This window comes from Kribbella solani, assembly GCF_014205295.1.
Taxonomy (GTDB): Bacteria; Actinomycetota; Actinomycetes; order Propionibacteriales; family Kribbellaceae; genus Kribbella; species Kribbella solani.
Genome location: NZ_JACHNF010000001.1, coordinates 1 through 24,803 on the forward strand (window position 1 = coordinate 1; position 24,803 = coordinate 24,803).

17 protein-coding genes and 3 rRNA genes are annotated in these 24,803 nt (G+C 66.3%); 19 read left to right on the forward strand and 1 reads right to left on the reverse strand.

Going from position 1 to position 24,803, the window contains the following annotated elements; genetic code table 11:
* The first annotated feature begins 424 nt into the window (after positions 1 to 424).
* The 6 genes from HDA44_RS00005 (at position 425) to HDA44_RS00030 (ending at position 9,613) form a co-directional block, all read left to right on the forward strand.
* A 16S ribosomal RNA gene (locus HDA44_RS00005) occupies positions 425 to 1,949 on the forward strand.
* A 510-nt stretch (positions 1,950 to 2,459) separates the two neighbouring features.
* Positions 2,460 to 5,583: ribosomal RNA gene (locus HDA44_RS00010) — 23S ribosomal RNA — on the forward strand.
* 140 nt (positions 5,584 to 5,723) lie between these two features.
* Positions 5,724 to 5,841 (forward strand): 5S ribosomal RNA (gene rrf / locus HDA44_RS00015).
* The 16S, 23S and 5S rRNA genes sit together here, the layout of an rRNA operon.
* Before the next feature lie 996 nt (positions 5,842 to 6,837).
* The gene (locus HDA44_RS00020) at positions 6,838 to 7,308 is read left to right on the forward strand and encodes a hypothetical protein (RefSeq protein ID WP_184830340.1); all 471 of its coding nucleotides are present in this window, start codon (positions 6,838 to 6,840) and stop codon (positions 7,306 to 7,308) included.
* Positions 7,309 to 7,688: 380 nt separating this feature from the next.
* Entirely contained in the window at positions 7,689 to 8,753 is a 1,065-nt protein-coding gene (locus HDA44_RS00025) for a tetratricopeptide repeat protein (protein ID WP_337905562.1), read from the forward strand.
* A gap of 95 nt (positions 8,754 to 8,848) precedes the next feature.
* A complete protein-coding gene (locus HDA44_RS00030) occupies positions 8,849 to 9,613 on the forward strand; it encodes a CHAD domain-containing protein (RefSeq protein WP_184830341.1) in 765 nt (254 codons plus the stop codon).
* A 30-nt stretch (positions 9,614 to 9,643) separates the two neighbouring features.
* Here the strand turns inward: HDA44_RS00030 and HDA44_RS00035 are convergent, their stop codons facing one another.
* Complete coding sequence (locus HDA44_RS00035; protein ID WP_184830342.1) at positions 9,644 to 10,789, reverse strand: DUF1015 family protein; 1,146 nt, start codon at positions 10,787 to 10,789, stop codon at positions 9,644 to 9,646.
* A 24-nt stretch (positions 10,790 to 10,813) separates the two neighbouring features.
* Between HDA44_RS00035 and HDA44_RS00040 the strand changes: the two genes are divergently transcribed.
* From HDA44_RS00040 to HDA44_RS00100, 13 genes are all read left to right on the forward strand, one after another.
* Complete coding sequence (locus HDA44_RS00040; RefSeq protein ID WP_184830343.1) at positions 10,814 to 11,920, forward strand: HAD-IIA family hydrolase; 1,107 nt, start codon at positions 10,814 to 10,816, stop codon at positions 11,918 to 11,920.
* Between the two features lie 252 nt (positions 11,921 to 12,172).
* Entirely contained in the window at positions 12,173 to 12,604 is a 432-nt protein-coding gene (locus HDA44_RS00045) for a phasin family protein (protein WP_184830344.1), read from the forward strand.
* A gap of 2 nt (positions 12,605 to 12,606) precedes the next feature.
* Positions 12,607 to 13,155: a hypothetical protein gene (locus HDA44_RS00050; RefSeq protein ID WP_184830345.1), complete on the forward strand. Its 549-nt coding sequence runs from the start codon at positions 12,607 to 12,609 to the stop codon at positions 13,153 to 13,155.
* A 20-nt stretch (positions 13,156 to 13,175) separates the two neighbouring features.
* Complete coding sequence (locus HDA44_RS00055; RefSeq protein ID WP_184842589.1) at positions 13,176 to 13,994, forward strand: TlyA family RNA methyltransferase; 819 nt, start codon at positions 13,176 to 13,178, stop codon at positions 13,992 to 13,994.
* 39 nt (positions 13,995 to 14,033) lie between these two features.
* Complete coding sequence (locus tag HDA44_RS00060) at positions 14,034 to 14,966, forward strand: NAD kinase (RefSeq protein ID WP_184830346.1); 933 nt, start codon at positions 14,034 to 14,036, stop codon at positions 14,964 to 14,966.
* Between the two features lie 2 nt (positions 14,967 to 14,968).
* Positions 14,969 to 16,699: a DNA repair protein RecN gene (recN, locus tag HDA44_RS00065; protein ID WP_184830347.1), complete on the forward strand. Its 1,731-nt coding sequence runs from the start codon at positions 14,969 to 14,971 to the stop codon at positions 16,697 to 16,699.
* Positions 16,700 to 16,796: 97 nt separating this feature from the next.
* Complete coding sequence (gene steA, locus HDA44_RS00070) at positions 16,797 to 17,978, forward strand: putative cytokinetic ring protein SteA (RefSeq protein WP_184830348.1); 1,182 nt, start codon at positions 16,797 to 16,799, stop codon at positions 17,976 to 17,978.
* Entirely contained in the window at positions 17,975 to 18,922 is a 948-nt protein-coding gene (locus HDA44_RS00075; RefSeq protein WP_184830349.1) for a copper transporter, read from the forward strand. The genes steA and HDA44_RS00075 overlap by 4 nt, the downstream gene beginning before the upstream one ends.
* Position 18,923: 1 nt before the next feature.
* Positions 18,924 to 19,733: a hypothetical protein gene (locus HDA44_RS00080; protein ID WP_184830350.1), complete on the forward strand. Its 810-nt coding sequence runs from the start codon at positions 18,924 to 18,926 to the stop codon at positions 19,731 to 19,733.
* 27 nt (positions 19,734 to 19,760) lie between these two features.
* Positions 19,761 to 21,332, forward strand: a complete 1,572-nt coding sequence (gene murJ / locus HDA44_RS00085) for a murein biosynthesis integral membrane protein MurJ (protein ID WP_184830351.1) — start codon at positions 19,761 to 19,763, stop codon at positions 21,330 to 21,332.
* Complete coding sequence (locus tag HDA44_RS00090; protein WP_184830352.1) at positions 21,329 to 22,354, forward strand: glycosyltransferase family 4 protein; 1,026 nt, start codon at positions 21,329 to 21,331, stop codon at positions 22,352 to 22,354. The genes murJ and HDA44_RS00090 overlap by 4 nt, the downstream gene beginning before the upstream one ends.
* A 21-nt stretch (positions 22,355 to 22,375) precedes the next feature.
* The gene (locus tag HDA44_RS00095) at positions 22,376 to 24,124 is read left to right on the forward strand and encodes a CTP synthase (RefSeq protein ID WP_184830353.1); all 1,749 of its coding nucleotides are present in this window, start codon (positions 22,376 to 22,378) and stop codon (positions 24,122 to 24,124) included.
* Complete coding sequence (locus tag HDA44_RS00100; protein ID WP_184830354.1) at positions 24,121 to 24,774, forward strand: NUDIX domain-containing protein; 654 nt, start codon at positions 24,121 to 24,123, stop codon at positions 24,772 to 24,774. Before HDA44_RS00095 ends, HDA44_RS00100 begins: the two co-directional genes overlap by 4 nt.
* The last annotated feature ends 29 nt before the right edge of the window (positions 24,775 to 24,803 follow it).

Genomic DNA, 24,803 nt, shown 5'->3' on the forward strand with positions numbered 1-24,803 from the left:
GTTCTTCTTGTTGGAGCGAGGCGCGGGACGCGAAAGCGGCCGGTCGCTCCGAACCCCCCAAAGGCTAGTGCAGCCGAAACGTGTCTCCGGACTCGGGTCGGCCAGCAGGACACGGGTGGGGATCGGCTAAAAATCGGGTCTTGACTCGGTGGAGCTGGTCCGGTAAAGTAACGCAGGTTGCCCCGGGAGCCTGGCTGAAAAGTCAGACTGCGGTGTGCGTCCGATTCTTGAGAACTCAACAGCGTGCCGAAAGTCAATGCCGAAAGATGCATTAACCCCGTCTACAGGCATTTGTTTGTCTGTGGCGGATTCCTTTGAAGTAATACGGATGACAAGCCAGTGATGGTTTTGTTTCTGATTCAAAGGGTCATTCGATGTTGTTGACTGTCCGGGGCTCCTTTGGGGTTTCGGTTGTCTATATTTTTCAACGGAGAGTTTGATCCTGGCTCAGGACGAACGCTGGCGGCGTGCTTAACACATGCAAGTCGAGCGGTAAGGCTCCTTCGGGAGTACACGAGCGGCGAACGGGTGAGTAACACGTGAGCAACCTACCCTCAACTTTGGGATAAGCCTCGGAAACGGGGTCTAATACCGGATAATATCTCATGCTTCATGGTGTGGGGTTGAAAGTTCTGGCGGTTGGGGATGGGCTCGCGGCCTATCAGCTTGTTGGTGGGGTAATGGCCTACCAAGGCGTCGACGGGTAGCCGGCCTGAGAGGGCGACCGGCCACACTGGGACTGAGACACGGCCCAGACTCCTACGGGAGGCAGCAGTGGGGAATATTGCGCAATGGACGAAAGTCTGACGCAGCAACGCCGCGTGAGGGATGACGGCCTTCGGGTTGTAAACCTCTTTCAGCAGGGACGAAGCGAGAGTGACGGTACCTGCAGAAGAAGGACCGGCCAACTACGTGCCAGCAGCCGCGGTAATACGTAGGGTCCGAGCGTTGTCCGGAATTATTGGGCGTAAAGGGCTCGTAGGCGGTTCGTCACGTCGGGAGTGAAAACTCGGGGCTTAACCCCGAGCCTGCTTCCGATACGGGCAGACTAGAGGTAGGCAGGGGAGAGCGGAACTCCTGGTGTAGCGGTGGAATGCGCAGATATCAGGAAGAACACCGGTGGCGAAGGCGGCTCTCTGGGCCTTACCTGACGCTGAGGAGCGAAAGCGTGGGTAGCGAACAGGATTAGATACCCTGGTAGTCCACGCCGTAAACGTTGGGCGCTAGGTGTGGGGGACATTCCACGTCCTCCGTGCCGCAGCTAACGCATTAAGCGCCCCGCCTGGGGAGTACGGCCGCAAGGCTAAAACTCAAAGGAATTGACGGGGGCCCGCACAAGCGGCGGAGCATGCGGATTAATTCGATGCAACGCGAAGAACCTTACCTGGGTTTGACATATAGGGAAATCCTCCAGAGATGGGGGGTCCGTAAGGGTCCTATACAGGTGGTGCATGGCTGTCGTCAGCTCGTGTCGTGAGATGTTGGGTTAAGTCCCGCAACGAGCGCAACCCTCGTCCTATGTTGCCAGCACGTCCTTCGGGATGGTGGGGACTCATAGGAGACTGCCGGGGTCAACTCGGAGGAAGGTGGGGATGACGTCAAGTCATCATGCCCCTTATGTCCAGGGCTTCACGCATGCTACAATGGCCGGTACAAAGGGCTGCGAAACTGTAAGGTGGAGCGAATCCCAAAAAGCCGGTCTCAGTTCGGATTGGGGTCTGCAACTCGACCCCATGAAGTCGGAGTCGCTAGTAATCGCAGATCAGCAACGCTGCGGTGAATACGTTCCCGGGCCTTGTACACACCGCCCGTCACGTCATGAAAGTCGGCAACACCCGAAGCCGGTGGCCTAACCCTTGTGGAGGGAGCCGTCGAAGGTGGGGCTGGCGATTAGGACGAAGTCGTAACAAGGTAGCCGTACCGGAAGGTGCGGCTGGATCACCTCCTTTCTAAGGAGCATTCGGCGCTGGGCTGCAGAGTTTTCTCTGGGTCTTGGTGCCTATTCATCACTGCCCGGGCGTACGTCTCGGGGTGATGGTGCTTCGGAATGTGGAACATTGACCATTAGGTTCGGAGCCTGCTCGAGTGAGCTAGTACTGCTGATACTTCCTTTCAGGGGGTGGATGCGTGGAACGTGAGCGAGGGTCAGGGGATGGACCGAGGCGCGCTGTTGGGTCCTGAGGAATCGGACCTGACCATCAGGGCCCGTTGGGGTTTTGGGGGTTGGGGCTGTTTCTTCTGGGTCACGGATCGACCGGGACGGGTGTTCTGGTTGGTGTGGTGGCTGGGGCCGGCCTTCGATATACCGTCGAGGGAGTTCTTGTTCTGGGTGTGTTGTTTCCCTGGGGCTGGGGTTCTTCTGGGTGGGTGTCGGTTCGGGTTGGTGTTCCTGCCCGTATTTTGAGAACTGTATAGTGAACGCGAGCATCTTTTGTAGCGTAATTTTTGCTTTTAGTTAGTGACAAGCTACTAAGGGCAATCGGTGGATGTCTTGGCACCAAGAGCCGATGAAGGACGTTGGAGCCTGCGATAAGCCCCGGGGAGTTGGCAACCGAGCTGTGATCCGGGGGTGTCCGAATGGGGAAACCCAGCTGGCATTCTAAAGCCAGTTACCAGTGCCTGAACACATAGGGTTCTGGAGGGAACGCGGGGAAGTGAAACATCTCAGTACCCGCAGGAAGAGAAAACAATAGTGATTCCGTGAGTAGTGGCGAGCGAAAGCGGATGAGGCTAAACCATGTGCGTGTGATAGCCGGCGTGCGTTGCGTATATGGGGTTGTGGGAGCATTCAGGTCTTAATGCCGTGAGACCGGAGAGTTATCAATCACTGTTGAAGTCGAATCTTCTGGAATGTTGAGCCGTAGTGGGTTATAGCCCTGTAGGCGTAAGACAGTGACTCTCGAGTGTTTTCCCAAGTAGCACGGGACTCTTGAAATCCCGTGTGAATCTGGCGGGACCACCCGCTAAGCCTAAATACTTCTTGGTGACCGATAGCGGACTAGTACCGTGAGGGAAAGATGAAAAGTACCCCGGGAGGGGAGTGAAATAGTACCTGAAACCGATTGCCTACAATCCGTCGGAGCATCTCCTTGTGGGGTGTGACGGCGTGCCTTTTGAAGAATGAGCCTGCGAGTTAGTGGTGTGTGGCGAGGTTAACCCGTGTGGGGTAGCCGTAGCGAAAGCGAGTCTGAATAGGGCGTTTTAGTCGCATGCTCTAGACCCGAAGCGGAGTGATCTATCCATGGGCAGGTTGAAGCGCGGGTAAGACCGCGTGGAGGACCGAACCCACCAGGGTTGAAAACCTGGGGGATGACCTGTGGATAGGGGTGAAAGGCCAATCAAACTCCGTGATAGCTGGTTCTCCCCGAAATGCATATAGGTGCAGCGTCGCGTGTTTCTTACCGGAGGTAGAGCACTGGATGGTCTAGGGGGCTTACCGGCTTACCGAAATCAGCCAAACTCCGAATGCCGGTAAGTGAGAGCGCGGCAGTGAGACTGCGGGGGATAAGCTCCGTAGTCGAGAGGGAAACAGCCCAGATCACCAGCTAAGGCCCCTAAGCGATTGCTAAGTGGAAAAGGATGTGGAGTTGCCCAGACAACCAGGAGGTTGGCTTAGAAGCAGCCACCCTTGAAAGAGTGCGTAATAGCTCACTGGTCAAGTGATTCCGCGCCGACAATGTAGCGGGGCTCAAGCAATCCGCCGAAGCTGTGGCACTCACATAAGTACTCGGCCGACTTTCGGGTTGGTCCAGGTGTGTGGGTGGGTAGGGGAGCGTCGTGCAGCGTGTGAAGCAGCCTAGTGATGGAGTTGTGGATGCTGCACGAGTGAGAATGCAGGCATGAGTAGCGAATGACGGGTGAGAAACCCGTCCGCCGGATGATCAAGGGTTCCAGGGTCAAGCTAATCTGCCCTGGGTAAGTCGGGACCTAAGGCGAGGCCGACAGGCGTAGTCGATGGACAACGGGTTGATATTCCCGTACCGGCACTGATACGACCCGACCGAACCTGCTGATGCTAAGCCAAGGATGCCATGATGTCTTCGGATGGATTGGTGGAGTTGGTGACCCGAGGTGGTAGTAGGTGCATTGAGGAGTGACGCAGGAGGGTAGTCCAACCGCGGCGATGGTAGGCGCAAGCTGATCCGCGGGCAAGGTGGTAGGGCGAGGCATAGGCAAATCCGTGTCTCATATAGCCTGAGAGCCGAGGCGGACCCGTTCAGGGGAAGTGGATGATCCCATGCTGCCGAGAAAAACTTCGCAGTGAGTGTCAGAGCCGCCCGTACCCCAAACCGACACAGGTGATCAGGTAGAGAATACCAAGGCGATCGAGTGAACCATGGTTAAGGAACTCGGCAAAATGCCCCCGTAACTTCGGGAGAAGGGGGACCGGAACCGTTACACCACTTGCTGGTGGAAGCGGTGATGGTCGCAGAGACCAGGCCCAAGCGACTGTTTACTAAAAACACAGGTCCGTGCGAAGAAGTAATTCGATGTATACGGACTGACGCCTGCCCGGTGCTGGAACGTTAAGGGGACAGGTTAGCTGGTTTCGGCCGGCGAAGCTTTGAACTTAAGCGCCAGTAAACGGCGGTGGTAACTATAACCATCCTAAGGTAGCGAAATTCCTTGTCGGGTAAGTTCCGACCTGCACGAATGGCGTAACGACTTGGGCGCTGTCTCAACCATGGACTCGGCGAAATTGCATTACGAGTAAAGATGCTCGTTACGCGCAGCAGGACGGAAAGACCCCGGGACCTTTACTACAACTTGGTATTGGTGGTCGGTACAATTTGTGTAGGATAGGTGGGAGACTGTGAAGCTCGGACGCCAGTTCGGGTGGAGTCATCGTTGAAATACCACTCTGATTGTTCTGGCTGTCTAACTTTGGTCCGTTATCCGGATCAGGGACAGTGCCTGGTGGGTAGTTTGACTGGGGCGGTCGCCTCCTAAAAGGTAACGGAGGCGCTCAAAGGTTCCCTCAGCCTGGTTGGCAATCAGGTGTTGAGTGTAAGTGCACAAGGGAGCTTGACTGTGAGACAGACATGTCGAGCAGGGACGAAAGTCGGAACTAGTGATCCGGCGGTGGCATGTGGGAGCACCGTCGCTCAACGGATAAAAGGTACCCCGGGGATAACAGGCTGATCTTCCCCAAGAGTCCATATCGACGGGATGGTTTGGCACCTCGATGTCGGCTCGTCGCATCCTGGGGCTGGAGTAGGTCCCAAGGGTTGGGCTGTTCGCCCATTAAAGCGGCACGCGAGCTGGGTTTAGAACGTCGTGAGACAGTTCGGTCCCTATCCGCTGCGCGCGCAGGAGACTTGAGAAGGGCTGCCCCTAGTACGAGAGGACCGGGGTGGACGAACCTCTGGTGTGCCAGTTGTTCCGCCAGGAGCACGGCTGGTTGGCTACGTTCGGGAGTGATAACCGCTGAAAGCATCTAAGCGGGAAGCACGCTTCAAGATGAGGTCTCCCACCGGGTTAACCGGGTAAGGCCCCCAGTAGACCACTGGGTTGATAGGCCAGAAGTGGAAGCGCCGTAAGGTGTGGAGCTGACTGGTACTAATAGGCCGAGGGCTTGTCGCACACATAACTATTATGCAAGCTGCGCTATGTAACAAAAGTTTGTTCGCGTTCACTGTACGGTTCCCAGGATACGGTCAGACCCCTAGCCCATGTGATTGAGTAGTGGCTTGTGCTGGTTTGACATGTGATCCTTATAGAGTTTCGGTGGCCATAGCGTCGGGGAAACACCCAGTCTCCATTCCGAACCTGGAAGTTAAGCCCTTCAGCGCCGATGGTACTGCGACCGGGAGGTCGTGGGAGAGTAGGACGCCGCCGGACATTCACACTGTTAAGGGCCACCCCCACCGGGGGTGGCCCTTAACATTTCCCCCACCAAACACCCCGACCAAACCGCTTAGTACTCGGCAGAGCACCGCCTAGTACTCGGTCCACGCAACCCCGGCCGGCCTTCTCCACATCCGTGGGCCGCATGTTCGACGCCACCACCATCTTCTTCCTCCACTGACATGCGACTGGACCAGCCGCTGCTGGGTGTCGGGCTCCCGGTGGCTGACCGTCTTCGTCGGCTTGACCCAGGCTTGGTGGTTGGGGACGGGCCGGGTGTGTTGGTGGGTGAGGTGGGGCTTGTCACCGGGGCTGTCCGCCTGGGTACCTGGATGGGGTGGATTGCGGTTGGTGGCGGTAACGTTTGTCCGATTACTGCTCAGCTCTCTGCTTTCTGTTCTTCTGCATCGTTAGGAGTCATCGTGGCGACGCCACCTCGCAATCCTCGCTCCGGCTCTGGGGACCGTCGCGGTTCCTCCGGAGGCAGCGGCCGCTCCGGTCGCTCAGGTGGTGGGCGGCCGGACTCCAACCGCTCGAACCCCGGCAACCGCTCGGGTTCCGGCAACCGCTCTGGCTCCGGCTCCGGTGGCTCCAGTGGCTCCGCTGGGCGCAGCGGCGGACCTAACCGCCGCAACATCGCCGGCGGTCGCTCGGGTGGGTCCGGCGGGTCTGGTGGCTCAGGCTGGTCGAGTGGCTCGGGTAGTGCGGGATCAGGTCGATCGGGATCAGGCAGCGGAGGATCAAGCGGCCGCGGTGCTGGTGGTTCGCGTTCCGGTGACGGCAGCCGGTCCGGTGGTTCGTACCGTGACGGCAACTCGTACGAGAACCGGCGTGGTTTTGCCGGCTCCCGAGGTGACAACAAGTCCGACCGGGACCCGTTCGGCGGCCAGCTGAACCGCGACGACCGCGGCAACTCGCGCGACAATCGCTCCGGCAACTCCCGCGACGACCGCGGCGGCTACCGCGATAGCCGTTCGGGTGGTTCGCGCGATGAGCGTGGTGGCTATCGGGACAACCGGTCCGGCGGCTCACGCGACGACCGTGGGTACGGGGACAACCGGTCCGGGGGTTCGCGGGATGGGCGGGCCGGTGGGTTCCGGGACGAGCGTGGTGGGTCCGGTAGTGGTTTTGGTGGCAGCCGGGGGACCGGTGGAGCTGCTGGGCGCGGCGCTGGTGGTGGGCGTGGGCCTGCTGGTGCTGGGCGTGGAGCGGCTGGTGGAGCGCGTACGGGTGCGGGCCGTGGGGTTGCCGGTTCGCGGCGCGACTTCCGGGCCGGCGGTGACGAGCGTTCGGGGCGTGACGATCGCGGAGACTTCCGGCGGGACGAGCGGTCCGGCCGCGACGACCGTGGCGGGTACCGGCAAGATGAGCGCGGTGGGCGGGACGACCGCGGGTATCGGCAGGACGAGCGTGGTGGGGACTCCCGGGGGCGCGGGTCGGCTGATTCGCGTGGACGGGTAGGTGGTCGGGACGAACGGCGTGGATCCGGCGGGTACGACCGGCCGGGAAGCGGGTCGGGCGGGTACGGACGGTCGGGGAGCGGGTCCGGCGGGTATGACCGGTCGGGGAGTGGATCCGGCGGGTACGGGCGGTCGGGGGACGGTGCGTCGGGTGATCGGCGGGGGAGCGGGGGTTCTTCTGAGGGGCGTGGGGCTCGGTCTGGTGGTGCTTTTGAGCGGCGCGGGGCGGGGGGATCGCGTTCTGGTGGAGCAGACAGGCGGGGCGCTGGGGACCGGCGGGGTGGGTTCCGGCGGGATGACGAGCGGGAAGAGAAGGTCGGGCCGCGGCGGGATGATCCGCGGGTTCCGGAAGGGATCACCGGGGCTGAGCTTGATCGTGGGGTGAAGGCCGAGCTGCGGTCGTTGCCGCGGACGCTGGCGGACCTGGTCGCGCAGCACCTGGTCGCGTCGGGGCGGTTCCTCGATGACGATCCGGAGCTGGCGTACCAGCATGCGCGGACGGCGCGGCGGTTGGCGGCGCGGCTTGGTGGCGTACGTGAGGCGGTCGCGATCACCGCGTACCTGGCTGAGCATTATGACGAGGCGCTGACCGAGTTCCGGGCGGTGCGCCGGATGACCGGGAACCATGAGGTGCTCGCGATGATGGCCGACTGCGAGCGTGCGCTCGGGCGGCCGGACAAGGCGCTGGCGCTGATCAAGGACAAGCATGCGCGGGATCTGTCGGAGCCGACGCAGATCGAGCTGCTGATCGTGGCGGCCGGGGCGCGGCGGGATCTGGGGCAGACGGCCGCGGCGATTCAGATGCTCGAGGTGCCGGAGCTGACGAAGCGGACGCGGGCGGAGTGGTTGCCTCGGTTGCGCTACGCGTATGCGGATGCGCTTGCGGAGGCTGGGCGTACTGATGACGCGCTCATCTGGTTCCACCGGGCGGCTGGGGTCGACGGCGACGGGGTGACCGGCGCGGCCGAGCGCGCGGCGGAGCTGGAAGGACTCGAGTTCACCGACCTCGACGAGGAGTCGGACGGGGACGAGTACGTCGAGGACGAGTACACCGACGAAGAACCGAACGACGCTGACGAAGACGACGCTGACGAAGACGACGCTGACGAAGAGCCGGGCGACGCTGATGAGCACGATGCCGACGAGCAGGATGCTCTGGACGATGCGGATGACGCTGAGTCGGATGGTGGGGAGTCGGATCGAGCCGCGGACCTGAAGGGTGGTCAGGGCGGCAACGCGGAGAGCGCGGCCGGCGGGGCGGACGACGATGAGGCGGACGGCGCGGCGGAGGATGGCACGGGCGGCACGGGCGGCACGGGCAGCACGGGCAGCACGGGCAGCACGAGCGGCGCGGGCGGCGCGGGCGGCGCGGTGAAGGACGGCGTGGTGGATGGCGCGGGCGGTGGGGAGAGCGCTGGTGGGGATGTTGAGGGTCGGGGGGAGTAGGGGGCGTGGGGGGAAGCGTGGAGGCCCTGGTTGTTGGGGAGTTGGTGGGGGTTGCGCTTGCCAAGGGGGGTGTGCGGTTGGGTAAGGCGGTGGGGATGGTGGAGCGTGGGGAGGATGACGCGCTTCACCAGGTGCGGGTTTCGTGCCGGCGGTTGCGGAGTGATCTGAAGTTGTTCCGGAAGTTTCCGGCGGGGGACTGGGCGACGGAGCTTCGGGCTGATCTGGCTGAGCTGGCGCAGGCGTGTGGTGAGGCGCGGGATCTGGAAGTCATCGCCGAGCTGGTCCGCGAAACCGCCACCAGCGAGGACAACCCGGAACACGTGGACACGATCCTGACCGCGCTGACCTTCCAGCTGGAACGGGCGGCCGCGCGGTCGGCCGAGGTGGTACTGGGCGAGTCGACGCGAGACCTGCTCACCACACTCGAGGCGATCGCCGCAGCGCCGGACCTGAAGCCCACCGCGAGTCAACCGTGCAGTGACGTACTACCGCGGCTGCTGCACACCGCCACCGCGAAGTTCACCGAAGCGGCCGGCAAGCTGAAGCCGTGGACGCCCGACGACGACTGGCACGAGGTGCGGCTGTTGGCAAAGCGCGTCCGGTACGCGGCAGACACCAGCGCCGCTGTGCTCGGTGCAGAAGCGAAAACAACGGCAGCACACGCAGCCACGTACCAAGAGCTGCTCGGTCAGCACCAGGACCACTGCGCCGCGGCGGATGCCCTGACTGCCATGGCGGCCGACGCTGCCGCACAGGACGACCCAGAACTGTCCTTCACGCTTGGCCGGCTCACCGAACGCCACCGCGCGGCCCGCAAACCGCTACGGGAACAGTTCCTGAGCCTGTACCACCGCCCCTGACCTACTACCTGACGTAGAGCGGTCCAGCGGTCACAGCGTCCGGAACAGCAGCCCTACCCGCGGCTTCGGTCCGAACGACGTGGCCTTCTGTGGCAGTACTACGCCCTGCGCGGCCGACCGTAGTACCTGGTCCATCTCTGGTGCTGTGAGCTCCACAGCGGCCCGCTGAGGGCCAGCCAGCGCCAGTGCGTCGTCCAGCGTGTGGTGAAAGGTGATGTCCTGCTCTACGGCGCCCCAGCTCGACAGGAGCACCTCGTGGAGCAGTGTGACCGCGGGCGCATCAGATGCGGAGTGGAGCGTCAGCCAGCTGCTGCCGTCTGTCACCGAGATGCGGTTCGGATCGCCTTCTACCCGACCAGGCTGCAGCTGCCAACCAGGTGGCGTACGCGCCTGAACCGTCGCGAGCTCCAGACCAGGTACTACCCGGTGGATCGGGTCCAGCGTGAGCGGATGACGTACGTAGTCCACCAGCATCGCCAGACCGACATCGGCACTCGGCCGGTACGGAGCACGCAGCTGTCGTTCCAGGTAGGCCGCGTACCGGTGGTGGCCGTCCGCGATGACTGCCTCGTGCTTCGCCAGCTCGGTCTCGATCTCTGCCAGTGTCACCGGGTCGTCGATCCGCCAGATGCGATGCTCGGCACCGTTGTACGTCTCCGCCTCCAGCCAGGGCTCACCAGCGCGCGCCGCGTCCACAGCATCGCTTGCCACGCCACCATCGGCGTACGCGAGCAGGATCGGCTCCAGGTCGGCGTCCGTCGCCTCCATCAGCCGTAGCCGGTCGTCGACCCAGTGCGGCATCACGTCCTCGTGCGGAAGTACCACTCGACGGGCCGGGTCCAGGCGTAGCGATCCGACCAGTCCGCAGAGTACGGCGCCGCGTAGCCGCTGCTCGTACACGTAGAGCGCGGGCTGTTCGTCCTGGACCACGATGCCGTCGCGCTGCCAGCCAACCAACCGGCGAGCCGGTTCGTCGTACCGGGACGGTCCGAGGTCCGGATCGCGTGGAAGGATGAGCCTCACCATGTTGTGCAGATCAGAGTCAGTCAGCCGCCGGACGATGGCGGGTTCCAGCACGTCGTACGGCGGCGACGTGACCGCGCCTAGCCCGCTCACCTTCCCGGCGACGAACCGCCAGGCACGCAGTGGGTCGAGTTTGAGGACCGCATCCGGCATGCGCGGAATCGTACGGGGTGAAGCATGACCACGGAACGTACCTCGCCCGAACCGCTCTCGGCGTGTGACGAACCGCTGGCGAGCCGGTACGACGTCGCGCTGCTGGACCTGGACGGCGTCGTGTACGTCGGCCCGGACCCGGTGCCGGACGCGCCCGAGAACCTGCGGAAAGCTGCCAAGGAAGGCATGCGGATCGGGTACATCACGAACAACGCGAGCCGGCCGGCCGCGGTCGTTGCCGAGCACCTCGCGTCGTTCGGCCTCGATGTGGTGTCCGAGGACGTGGTGACGTCGGCGCAGGCGGCCGCGAAGCTGGTCGCCAAGGAGTTCCCGAAGGGTTCGCCGGTGCTCGTGGTCGGCGGTGAAGGGCTGGTCGCCGCGCTGGAGGAGTACGGGCTGACGCCGGTGCGGAGCAGCGACGCGGAGCCGGTGGCCGTCGTCCAGGGATTCCACCCGGATGTGAACTGGGTGATGCTCGCGGACGGCGCGCACGCGATCCACGCGGGCGCGAAGTGGTTCGCGACCAACCTGGACCTGACCATCCCGACCGCGGCCGGCAAGGCGCCGGGGAACGGCACGCTGGTGCAGGCCGTTCGCGCCGCCGTCGACGTGGACCCGGTGGTCGCCGGGAAGCCGGAGCCGCCGCTGCTGGAGACGAGCATCGAACGGCTGGAAGCCAAGCGCCCGTTGATGATCGGCGACCGGCTCGACTCCGACATCCAGGGTGCGAACGCGGTCGGGATCGCGAGTCTGTGGGTGGCGACCGGCGTGCACGACGCGTACGACCTGGCGCGGGCGCCGAAGAACCAGCGGCCGACGTACGTGGGGGCGGGGCTCGGCGCGCTGGCCGAGAAGCAGCCCGGCGTGACCGTGCAGGGCGGGAAACACACGTGCGCCGGGTGGACCGCCGAAGTGGTGAACAACGCGGTGACGGTGCAGGGCGAGGGCGAGCCGTACGACGGGTTGCGCGCCGTACTGTCCGCGGTCTGGGCGGCCGTCGACGCGCCGGCGGAACCGGCCAAGCCCGCGAAAACAGCCGGCCGGGGCCGTCGCCCACGCCCGAAACCCGCGCCGACCGCCGACTCGATCGCCCTCGACGCCGCCCTGCACCGCATCGGCCTCGACACCTGACCCGCTTGCCCCCTGAAGTGCGGGGTTGCCCCGTCGAATTTCCAGGGGGCAACCCTCCCTTTGAGCGGGCAGGCCACCGCCAACGTCGAGCCCAACCAGACCTCCCCAAACCGGTTCGGGGAGCTGAGCCGCCCAAATCGGGCGGGTGCACCTCCCCAAAGCGGTTTGGGGAGGTGGGGCCGGGTGGGGCGGGGTGGGTGGTGTTCGGGGGGATAGGCGATACCGTTGCTGGGGACGAGCGAGGAGGCAGTCATGGTGATGGACGCACTGCGCGGCTACGTACAACTGGCGAACGGGTTGACCGAGGTCACCAAGCAGAAGGCCCAGACGGCCGCGAAAGCGTTGCTGCAGCAGACTGGGGCGGACACGCTGACCAACCGGGTGACCGACCTGGCCGACGAGATCGTTGCCACCAGCAAGAGCAACCGTCAGCTGCTGCAGGCGATCGTGTCGAACGAGGTCGAGGGCGCGGTCGCGCGGCTCGGGTTCGTCCGGGCCGAGGAGGTCGCGGCGCTGACCCGGCGGGTGAAGGCGCTGGAGACCGAGCTGGCGGAGGTGCAGGTACCCGTGCCGGCCGCGCCGGTGAAGAAGGCGCCGGCGAAGAAAGCCGCGGTGAAGAAGGCGCCGGCGAAGAAGGCGGCCGCGAAGAAGGTTGCGGCCAAGAAGACGGCGAAGAGGGTCTGACCGTGAGCGAGCATCCTGGCGAGCAGTTCCCGGCGGAGGTCGATCCGGACGTGGAGCCCGGGTCCGATCCGTACCGGTCGGAAGAGGTGCCGGCCGAGCCCGACTACGACACCGAACCAGGCAGCCAGAACCAAGCCGAGCAGCAGAGCCACAGCCAGAACCCGAGCCAAGCCGAGCACCAGAACCAGAGCCAGGACCAGAGCCTGGCTGAGTCGCAGGATCAGGCTGAGCCGGGGGAGCGGTTGGACCCGGCTGAGGTGGAGTTCGGGCCGGAGTTCGCGCGGGCGCCCGGTGAGGAGCACGAGCACTCGTTCGAGGCCGGCTCCGCGGAGACTCAGCCCGGCGAGCAGTACGCGGACGAGCAGCCCGGCGAGCAGGGCGAAGAGATGCAGGGGGAGGGTGGGCATCCGTTGGTCGAGGAGACTATGGGGCGGTTGGATGGGCTTCGGGATCGGGCCGTGGGGGAGCATGCGGAGGTGTACGCGGATCTGCATGAGCGGCTTCAGAGTGCTCTGGTTGAGGCGGATGCCGATCAGGGTGACCGGGGCTGACGGACGTACGAGAGCACGTACTGGTGGCCAAGGGAGTCAAGCGATCGCGGCTCGACGCCGAGCTGGTACGGCGTGGACTGGCGCGTTCGCGTGACCATGCGAGCGAGCTGATCGCGGCCGGCAAGGTGAAGGTGTCGGGGACGGTGGCGGGGAAGCCCGCGACCGGTGTCGGCGCGGACGCGCCGATCGTCGTGGACACGTCCGAGCACGAGGACCCGGGGTACGCGAGCCGTGGCGCGCACAAGCTGATCGGTGCGCTCGAGGCGTTCCCGGGCGTCCAGGTGCAGGGCCGCCGTACGCTCGACGCCGGCGCGTCGACCGGCGGTTTCACGGACGTGCTGCTCCGCAACGACGCCGCGCACGTGATCGCGGTCGACGTCGGGTACGGGCAACTGGTCTGGGCGTTGCAGACCGACGAGCGCGTGACGGTGATGGACCGCACCAACGTACGTACGCTCACCCTGGACGACATCGGCGCCGAACCGGTCGATCTCGTCGTCAGCGATCTGAGTTTCATCAGCCTCAAACTCGTCCTGCCGGCGCTGATCGGCGTGGTGAAACCGGACGGCGACCTGATGCTGATGGTGAAGCCACAGTTCGAGGTCGGCAAGGAGCGGCTCGGTAAGGGCGGGGTCGTACGGGAGCCGGAGTTGCGGGCGGACGCGGTTCGCGGCGTGGCCGCCAAGGCGACCGAGCTGGGCTGGGGAATCGCCGGGGTCGCGGCCAGCCCGCTGCCCGGTCCGTCCGGAAATGTCGAATACTTCCTGTGGATACGCCGGGAAGCGCCCGCTCTCGATGAGACGATGCTGCAGACTGCGATCGAGACCGGACCGCAATGACCTGTGATCGGGAGTGGACCGCAATGACCGGGAGGCAGCGTGGTTGAGCACGAGCCGCGGCGCGTGCTGCTGGTCACGCACACCGGCCGGGAGCAGGCCGTCGAGGTGGCGCGGGACGCGCACCGGCTGCTCACCGGCGCCGGGATGCAGGTCCGGCTGCTCGGCGGGGAGGCCGAGGAGCTCCGCCTGGACCCGGTCGAGATCGTCGACGACCCGGAGAAGGCGGCGAACGACGTCGAGCTGATCATGGTGCTCGGCGGCGACGGTTCGATCCTGCGCGGCGCTGAGCTGGCCCGTCCGCACGGGACACCGGTGCTCGGGGTGAACCTCGGTCATGTCGGGTTCCTGGCCGAGGCCGAGGTGGACGACCTGGAGCGGATCGTCCAGGTGGTGGTGGACCGCAGTTACACGGTCGAGGAGCGGATGACGCTGGCCGTCGAGGTACGGCTGAACGGCGAGCCGATCTTCGAGACCTGGGCGCTGAACGAGGCGAGTGTCGAGAAGGCGGCCCGGGAGAAGATGCTCGAGGTGCTGGTCGAGGTGGACGACCGGCCGCTGTCCCGCTGGGGTTGCGACGGGGTGGTGGTCGCGACGCCGACCGGAAGCACCGCGTACGCGTTCTCCGCCGGTGGGCCGATCGTCTGGCCGGAGGTCGAGGCGATCTTGCTGGTGCCGCTGAGCGCGCACGCGTTGTTCTCGCGGCCGATCGTGGTGGCGCCGACGTCGCGGCTGTCGATCGAGCTGGTGCCGTCCTGGCACGGCCGCGGCGTGCTCTGGTGCGACGGCCGGCGGATGGTCGAGGTGCCGCCCGGTGCCGAGATCGAGGTCTGCCGGGGCGCGACGCCGGTCCGGCTGGCCCGGGCGCACGAGAAGCCGTTCACGGATCGCCTGGTGGCGAAGTTCGACCTTCCCGTCCTCGGCTGGCGCGGCGCCGCCGAGCGCAAACGCAACGGCAACGGAAACGGAAACTGACCATGCTCTCGGAGATCCGCATCACCGGGCTGGGCGTGATCGAGGACGCGACGCTGGACCTCGACCCGGGCTTCACCGCCGTCACCGGTGAGACCGGCGCCGGTAAGACGATGGTCGTGACGGGCGTGAACATGCTGCTCGGTGGCCGGGCGGACAGTGGTCTGGTGCGGCACGGGACGCGGCGGGCGCGGGTCGAAGGACGGGCCAGCGCCGTGCCGCGATCGATCGTGCAGCAGGCCGAGGACCGGGGCGGTGAGCTGGACGACGACGAGCTGCTGATCGCGCGCGAGCTGTCGTCGGAGGGCCGGTCGCGGGCGTTCCTGGGCGGCGCGTCGGTGCCGGTGTCGGTGCTCGGCGAGGTGTCCGGCGACCTGGTCGCGATCCACGGGCAGGCGGATCAGTGGCGGCTGCTGCAGCCGGCCCGGCAGCGCGAGACGCTCGATACCTTTGCCGGTAAGGCGGTTCTGGTTCCGCTGCAGGAGTACGCGGCCGCGTACAAACGGCATCGTGCGGTCGAGGCCGAGCTGACCGAGCTGACCACCCGCGAGCGCGAACGGCTGGCCGAGGCGGATCTGCTGCGGTTCGGTCTGGACGAGGTCGCGAAGGCGGAGCCGCTGTCCGGCGAGGACACCGAGCTCGCGTCCGAGGAAGCACGTCTCGCGTACGCGGATGGTCTGCGTACGGCGGCCACCAACGCCGCGGCGGCGCTCGCTTCGGAGGATCTCGACGCGACCAGGCCGGGTGACGTACTCGGACTGCTCGCCCTGGCCAAGCAGGTCCTGGACGGGGAACGCGAGCACGACCCGAAGATCGCCGAGCTCGCCGACCGCGCCGGCGAACTCGGGTACCTGGCGGCCGATCTCGCCGGGGAACTGTCCGCGTACGCGACCGATGTGGACACCGATCCGGCCCGGCTGGCGGTGGTGAGTGAACGGCGCGCGTTGCTGAACACGCTGATTCGCAAGTACGGCGACACGCAGGGCACCGTCGACGAGGTACTGGAGTGGGCGAAGCGATCGGCGGCGCGGCTTGCCGAGCTGGACGGCAGTGACGAGCGGGTCGAGCTGCTCACCGCCGAGCTGGCCGAGCTGGACGCGACGTTGACGGAGCTCGGCCGGAAGATGCGGGACGCGCGGATCGAGGCGGCCGAGCGACTCGGGGTCGCGGTGTCGGCGGAGCTGACCGGGCTGGCGATGCCGCACGCGACGCTGTCGGTCGACGTGCACGAGACCGCGGCCGGCCCGTTCGGCATCGACGAGGTCGAGTTCTGCTTCGCGGCGAACCCGGGCAGCCCGGCCCGCCCGCTGCAGAAGGCGGCCTCCGGTGGTGAGTTGTCCCGGGTGATGCTCGCGCTCGAGGTGATCCTGTCCGACACGCATCCCGTACCGACGTTGGTGTTCGACGAGATCGACGCCGGGATCGGCGGCCGCGCGGCGGTCGAGGTCGGCAAGCGGCTGGCCAAGCTGGCGCAGAAGGCACAGGTGATCGTGGTGACGCACCTGCCGCAGGTGGCCGCGTTCGCGGACCGTCATGCGGTTGTGCTGAAGAGTGACGACGGCTCGGTGACGACCAGCGGTCTGGTCGCTCTGGACGACGACGCCCGGTTGAAGGAACTGTCCCGGATGATGGCCGGTCTGGAGAACTCCGATGCGGCGCAGGCGCACGCCGAGGAACTGCTCGCGCTGGCCGCGGAGCGCCACAAACCCAAGCGGAAAAGTCGTTCCAAAGGATGAATTGACGCACAGTCACCGTTAATTCAGTGCGTGAACCCGGGCCTGGCCGGGTAAATGAGCCAGGAAGGCGCTCTTGACATGGCAGGATGAGGGTGCGATGAAACTGCCCAGCCTGCGGAGAGCACGACCCACTGAACTGCCCGGTGTCACCGGCGTGGTCCGGCTGGATCGGCGTACCAAGAATCTCACCAAACGCCTCAAACCGGGCGAGATCGCGGTCATCGACCACGTCGATCTCGATCGGGTCAGCGCCGAGGCGCTGGTCGACTGCAAGGTCGCCGGGGTGGTGAACGTCGCCGACTCGATCAGCGGCCGCTACCCGAACCTAGGTCCGGAGATCCTGGTCGAGGCCGGGATTCCGCTGGTCGACGGGGTCGGCCGCGAGGTCTTCTCGATCCTGCACGAGGGCGAGCGGGTCCGGCTGGACGAAGGCACCCTGTACCGCGGCCAGGAAGTGGTCGCGAAGGGCATGAGCCAGGACAGCCAGTCGGTCGCCGAGCTGATGGACGATGCCCGATCGGGGCTTTCCACTCAGCTCGAGGCGTTCACCGCGAACACCCTGGAGTACCTGCGGCGCGAGAAGGACCTGCTGCTGGACGGCGTCGGCGTACCCGAGATCCACACGCCGATGGAGGCCAAGCACGTCCTGATCGTGGTTCGTGGGTACGACTACCGCGACGACCTGGTCGCCCTGAAGCCGTACATCCGGGAGTACCGGCCGGTGCTGATCGGTGTCGACGGTGGCGCGGACGCCCTGGTCGAGAACGGCTACGTACCGGACCTGATCGTCGGCGACATGGACTCGGTCAAGGACGAGACGCTGAAGAGCGGCGCCGAGGTGGTCGTGCACGCGTACCGGGACGGCCGCGCGCCCGGCTCGGAACGGCTGGAGCGGCTCGGGGTGGAGTCGATCGAGTTCCCGGCCACCGGCACCAGCGAGGACGTGGCGATGCTGCTGGCCGACTCCAAGGGTGCCTCGCTGATCGTCGCGGTCGGCACTCACAACTCGCTGGTGGAGTTCCTGGACAAGGGACGCTCCGGGATGGCGAGCACCTTCATCACCCGGTTGCGGGTCGGTGCCAAGCTGGTGGACGCCAAGGGCGTCGGCCGGCTGTACCGCAGCCGGGTCTCGACGTTCCAGGTTGTCGCGCTGATCGTGGCCGGCCTGTTCGCGGTCGGGATGGCGATGATCGCCATCGGTGCCGACGACGTGCTGTGGTCGATCCTGCGGGCGCGCTGGAGCGACTTCGTCTACTGGATCCGGGAGCTCTTCACGTGATCGACTTTCGCTATCACATCGTCTCGATCGTGGCGATCTTCTTCGCCCTGGGCGCCGGTGTGGTGCTCGGCGCCGGCCCGCTGAAGGGCACCGGCAGCGAACTGGTCGCGGCCCAGGCCGACAAGGACCGGCAGCAGCTCGCCGACGCGCGCGCCGAGCTGGTTCAGGTGAAGGCCCTGGACAAGTACCGCGACGACTACGTCGCCAAGGTGACCGCCGGGCTGACCGACGGCAAGCTGAACAACAAGAAGATCACCCTCGTCACGATGCCCAGCGCGGACAGCGACCTGAGCGACTCGGTTCAGAGCGAGCTGGAGAAGGCCGGTGGCACGGTCTCGACCAAGGTGTCGCTGGACTCGAAGCTGTTCGACACCGGGCAGCGGCAGCTGGTCGAGACCCTGGTCCAGCAGCTGGTGACGCCGGATCTGGACTTCCCGCCGAACAGCACGACGTACCAGCGGGCCGGGCTGTTGCTGGCCCGCGGCGTCGCGGCCAAGGAAGAGGGCAAGTCCGTGGACGCGGACTCGACCAAGGTGATCAGCGGGCTGACCGGCGCGAAGCTGCTGTCGCTGAAGCCGTCGCCGGTGAAGGACCGGTCCAGCCTGATCGTGCTGGTCGCTGCCGACCCGCCGTCGCCGGCGCCGGACACGTCGTCGTACACCGACGCGGTCGACTTCATCAAGGGCCTGGACATGGGCAGCGGTGGGGTAGTCGTCGCGGGTACGCCGGCCAGCGCGGGTGACGGCGGACTGGTCAAGGCCTTGCGGAGTGACTCCGACGCCACCAAGATCGTTTCCTCTGTGGACGTGGCCGATCTTCCCGCCGGCCAGATGACGGTTGTCTTCGCGCTGGCCGAGCAGGTCACCGGCAAGGCGGGGCAGTACGGCGCGATCAACGCGAAGAACGGCGTCGCGCCGGCAGCCGTACAGACGAAGGACAACTGACGTGGGAATACTCAGCGCCGCCCTCTCGGCGGCCGTCACCGCGGGCCTGGAGCGGGCAGCGGAACAGCTCCCGAAGGAGAACCGGGCGCCGTTCGAGCGGACCAACCACCGCGGTGAAACGGTGACGCTGCTGGAAGGGCCGGTCGCGGTCCTCGGCGCGCTCGCCGGGGTTGCCGCCTCCCGGGGCAGCGGCAAGGTGAAGGCGGCGGCGCTGGTCGCCGGTGCGGTCTCCGGCGCGGTCGGCGCGTACGACGACCTGAGCGGAACCACCCAGGCGAAGGGGTTTCGTGGTCATCTCAGCGCGTTGAAGCGCGGTGAGGTGACCAGCGGCGCGGTGAAGATTCTCGGGGTCGGCGCGGCCGGGCTGGCTGCCGCGGCGATGCTGCCGCGTAAGTCGCGCGGGGTGAAGGCGGTCGCCGGGGTCGTCGCCGACGGCGCCCTGATCGCCGGCACGGCGAACCTGACCAACCTGCTGGACCTGCGCCCGGGTCGCGCGCTGAAGGCCGTCACCGCGCTGAACGCTCCGCTTGCGGTCGTGAGCGGCCCGGCCGGTGCCGTCGTCGGCGCTGCCGCCGCGTCCGCGCCCGCCGACCTCGGTGAACGCGCGATGCTCGGCGACTGCGGCGCGAACGGCCTCGGCGCGATCACCGGCACGGCGCTGGCCGCGTCGCTGCCGCGCCCGCTGAAAACTCTCGCCCTGGCGGCCGTCGTAGCCCTGAACCTGGCCAGCGAGAAGGTCAGCTTCACCAAGGTGATCGCCGAGACCCCGGCCCTGGACAAGATCGATCAATGGGGTCGACGACCGAAGTGACAAAGAGGGCATGCGCAGGAACTCCACATGCCCTCTAGGGGCGGTCGGATCGCCCGGGCCGCGTTGCTGGTTGCGGTAGTCACCGTTTTCGCACGGGTCGTCGGGTTCGGCCGGTGGCTGGTGTTCTCGAAGACCGTGGGTGCCGGCTGTCTGGCCGAGGCGTACACGACAGCGAACCAGTTGCCGAACATTCTGTTCGAGGTGGTTGCCGGTGGGGCGCTGGCGGGTGCTGTGATCCCGGTGCTGGCCGGTCCGGTGGCACGGGGCGATCGAGCAGCACAGGGGCGGATCGTCGGCGCGTTGCTGTCCTGGTCGTTCGTTCTGTTGGCACCGGTTGCCGTACTGGCTTGGGTGCTCGCTGGGCAGTACACCGACACGATGCTGGACCCGGGCGCGGAGTGCGCCGGTTCGGCTGCGACCGCGACGCGGATGCTGGTGATCTTCGTACCGCAGGTGTTCGGCTACGCCGTCGCAGTGATCGCTACGGCTGTTCTCCAGTCCCACAAGCGTTTCGCGGCCGGTGCACTGGCTCCACTGATCTCCAGTCTGGTCGTCGTCGCTACCTACCTGGTGTTCGCGGCAGTAGCCTCCGACGCCGACACTGCGAACCGTAGTGCCACTGACCTGCTCGCCTGGGGTACGACGGCCGGCGTGCTCGCGCTGGCACTCACAGTCCTGGTACCAATGCTCCTCCTGCGACTGCCGATCAAACCCACGCTGCGCTTGGACCCAGGCGTCGGCCCGGTACTGCGCCGGCTCGCACTTGCTGGTCTGGCAGTACTGGTCGCGCAGCAGCTCACCTTCATCGTCACCACGTACTTGGCGAACCACCGTGGCGCCGCCGGCAGCATCGCGATCTACACGTGGGCGAATGCGGTCTACCTACTGCCGTACGCCGTGCTTGCAGTTCCGATCACCACAGCGGTGTTCCCACGGCTCGCGTCTGCGTTCGAGTCAGGGGAGCGGTTCGACTACTACGCCGCAACGTCCACCCGTGCCGTACTGCTGGCTGGTGGTGCCGGGGCGGCTCTGCTGGTCGGTACGGCGGTACCGGTCGCGCGGATCTTCGCGTACGACCATGGCGCCGTACAGGAAGCCAAAGCCACTTCACTGGGCAATGGACTGATCGCCTTCGCGCCAGCAGCTATCGGGTTCGCCGTACTCATGCACGTCGGCCGAGTCCTGTACGCGCGGCACTGTGGTCGTGAGGTGGCTGTAGTGACGTCAGCAGCCTGGGTAGTGGTCGCACTGGCCGGTGTGGTGCTCACGTCGTACTGGGACGCAGTACCGGCACTGGCAGCCGCCATGTCGGTCGGCATGGTCATCGGTGCAGTAGTGCTGCTCGGCGTACTGCGAAGAGAAGCAGGACCTGGTGTACTCGCGGGGTCCGGTCGTGCGACGCTTGCCGGGTTGGCCGGCGCCGTACTGGCCGGAGCCGCGAGCTGGGCGGTCGCCCTGCCGGCTGGAAACGGCGGTGTGGGCAAGGCACTGGTGTTCGCGGTCCTCTCCGGCTTGGTCACTGTCGTCGTGTACGCCGGTGTCGCCATGGCCTTCGACCGGAACGGCACCCGTGCCCTACTACGACGGGAGACGCAATGAGGATCGGGCTGCTGCTCGCGGAGTCGCGGGGTGGCATCGGGCAGCATGTCGCGTCGCTCGTGCCCCGGTTCGTCAGTGCCGGGCATGAGGTGGTTGTGAGTGCGCCGCCTGGGACCGCGGAGCACTTTGACTTCGGGCCGGCGACCATGGTCACCCAGGCTGCTGGGCTGCGTGGGTCCGACGTGATCCACGCGCACGGCTACCGCGCCGGCATGGCCGCGCTGCGGGACCGGTCGCGGCTGCGCCCACTGGTCGTCAGCTGGCACAACGCGGTGATCGCACCGGGTCCGCGTGGGCTCGTGATGCGGATGGGGCAGCGGCTGGTTGCCAAGGGCGCTGACCTGACGCTGGGTGCTTCCAGCGATCTCGTGGAGCTGGCGAAGAGCCTTGGCGCCCGCAACGCCCAGTTGGCCCCCGTAGCGGCTCCGGCGATGTCACGGGCGCGCAGGCCACGTGCTGACGTACGCCACGAGCTCGGACTGGGCAATCAGCCTGTAGTGCTCACGGTTGGTCGGCTGGCGCCGCAGAAGGACTACCCGACCTTGCTGTCGGTCGCCGCGCGCGTACACGAGTCGACACCGAACGCTGTGTTCCTGGTAGTCGGCGACGGTCCGTTGCGGGACAACCTGCAGGCGCGGATCGACGCGGAGAAGCTACCGGTCCGGCTGCTCGGTCACCGCGGCGATGTGGCCGATCTGCTCGGGGCAGCCGATGTGTTCCTGCTCACATCCCATTGGGAGGCGCGGGCGCTGGTCGTGCAAGAGGCGATGCAGGTCGGCGTACCGGTGGTGACGACCGCGGTCGGGGGCGTACCCGAGCTGGTCGACGACAGTGCCGTACTGGCGTTTCCCGGTGACGCGGACGGTCTCGCGGACGGCGTACGGGCGGTGCTGGCCGAGCCGGAGACGGCGAACGCTATGCGGACACGAGGCCGGGAGCTGGCCGCCAGATGGATGGACGAGGACGCGGTGGCGAAGAATCTGCTCGACATCTACGCGGGTCTCGTCGCGACCGGTGCTTGACAAGAGGTAGGCTGGAGGCCCGTGGACAGGGCTACGAATTCCCAGCAGACCAAGCACGTATTCGTCACCGGTGGCGTGGCCTCCAGTCTCGGCAAGGGGCTGACGGCGTCCAGCCTCGGCAGTCTGCTGACGGCGCGGGGCATCCGGGTCACCATGCAGAAGCTGGATCCGTATCTGAACGTCGATCCAGGCACGATGAACCCGTTCCAGCACGGCGAGGTGTTCGTCACCAACGACGGCGCCGAGACCGACCTCGACATCGGCCACTACGAGCGCTTCCTGGACCGTGATCTCTCCCAGGTCGCCAACGTCACCACCGGCCAGGTGTACTCCAGCGTGATCGCCAAGGAGCGGCGCGGTGAGTATCTGGGCGACACCGTCCAGGTGATCCCGCACATCACCAACGAGATCAAGGAACGGATGCTCGCGATGGCGGGCCCGGACGTCGACGTCGTGCTGCACGAGATCGGCGGCACGGTCGGTGACATCGAGTCGCTGCCGTTCCTGGAGGCGGCCCGGCAGGTCCGGCACGACGTCGGGCGGGACAACGTGTTCTTCCTGCACATCTCGCTGGTGCCGTACATGGCGCCGAGCGGTGAGCTGAAGACCAAGCCGACCCAGCACTCGGTGGCCGCGCTGCGCTCGATCGGTATCCAGCCGGACGCGATCGTCTGCCGCGCCGACCGACCGATCCCGGACAGCGTGAAGCGGAAGATCTCGCTGATGTGCGACGTCGACGTCGAGGCCGTGGTGGCCGCCGTGGACGCGCCGTCGATCTACGACATCCCGAAGGTGGTGCACGCCGAGGGCCTGGACGCGTACGTCGTGCGCCGGCTGAACCTGCAGTTCCGCGACGTCGACTGGACCCGCTGGGACGAGCTGCTGCGGGTCGTACACCACCCGAAGGACGAGGTGACGGTCGCGCTGGTCGGCAAGTACATCGACCTGCCGGACGCGTACCTGTCGGTGGCCGAGGCGCTGCGCGCGGGCGGGTTCGACAACGACGCCCGGGTGAACCTGCGCTGGATCGCGTCCGACGAGTGCGCCACGCCCGAGGCGGCGGCCAGGTTGCTCGGTGACGTGGACGCGATCTGCATCCCGGGTGGGTTCGGGGTGCGCGGGATCGAGGGCAAGATCGGCGCCATCCGGTACGCGCGTGAGCAGGGCGTACCGATCCTGGGGCTGTGTCTCGGCCTGCAGTGCATGGTGATCGAGGTGGCGCGGGACCTGGCCGGGCTGGACCAGGCGGGGTCGACCGAGTTCGACCCGGACGCCGAGCAGCCGGTGATCGCGACCATGGAGGAGCAGAAGCACATCGTCGACGGCTCCGGCGACCTGGGCGGCACGATGCGGCTCGGCCTGTACCCGGCGAACCTGGCCGACGGGTCGATCGTCCGCGAGCTGTACGGCGCGCCGTCGGTGCAGGAGCGGCACCGGCACCGCTACGAGGTCAACAACGCGTACCGGGACAAACTGGAGACTGCCGGGCTGGTGTTCAGCGGGCTGTCGCCGGACAACGAGCTGGTCGAGTTCATCGAGCTGGACCGGTCCGTACACCCGTACTTCGTCGCCACCCAGGCGCACCCGGAGCTGCGGTCCCGGCCGACCAAGCCGCACCCGCTGTTCTCCGGTCTGGTCGCGGCCGCGCTGGACCGGCAGCGTGAGTCCCGGCTGCCGGTCGAGGACCCGAAGCCGGCCAAGAAGCCTGCCGCCAAGGACCCCAAGGACCCCAAGGACGCTGCCAAGGACAAGGTGGAAGCGGCTCGATGACGGAGCACCCTGAGCTGCGGTTCGGTGCCGGGCTGGCGGATCAGCCCGAGCACTGGCCGGTCTCCGCGTCGCAGGTGGTGCACGAGACCGGCCGGGTGATCTCGGTACGGCGCGACACGATCGAACCGCCAGGCGGCGAGTCGTTCGTACGGGATGTGGTCGTGCATCCGGGTGCGGTTGGAGTGGTTGCACTCGACCAGGACAATCGGATGCTGCTCGTACGCCAGTACCGGCATCCGGTCGGCTACAAGCTGCTGGAGGCGCCGGCTGGTCTGCTGGACGTGCAGGGTGAGCAGTACCGCCTGGGCGCGGAGCGGGAGCTGTGGGAGGAGACCGCTACCAAGGCTGCCGACTGGCGGATTCTCGTCGACGCGTTCACCTCGCCCGGGCTGACCGACGAGGCGGTGCGGATCTTCCTGGCCCGCGACCTGTCGCCGGCCGACGAGGCGTTCGAACGTGTCCATGAGGAAGCGGAGATGGAGACGGTCTGGGCTCCGCTGATCGACGTGGTCGGCGCGGTCCTGGCCGGCCACCTGCAGAACCCGATCCTGGTGATGGGCTCGCTGGCCGCCTGGACCGCGCTGAACGGTCCAGGCTTCGGCACCCTCCGCCCCGCCAACGCCCCCTGGCCGGCCAAGGACCACGCCTGACCGACAACCCGATCGACTCCCTCAGGACC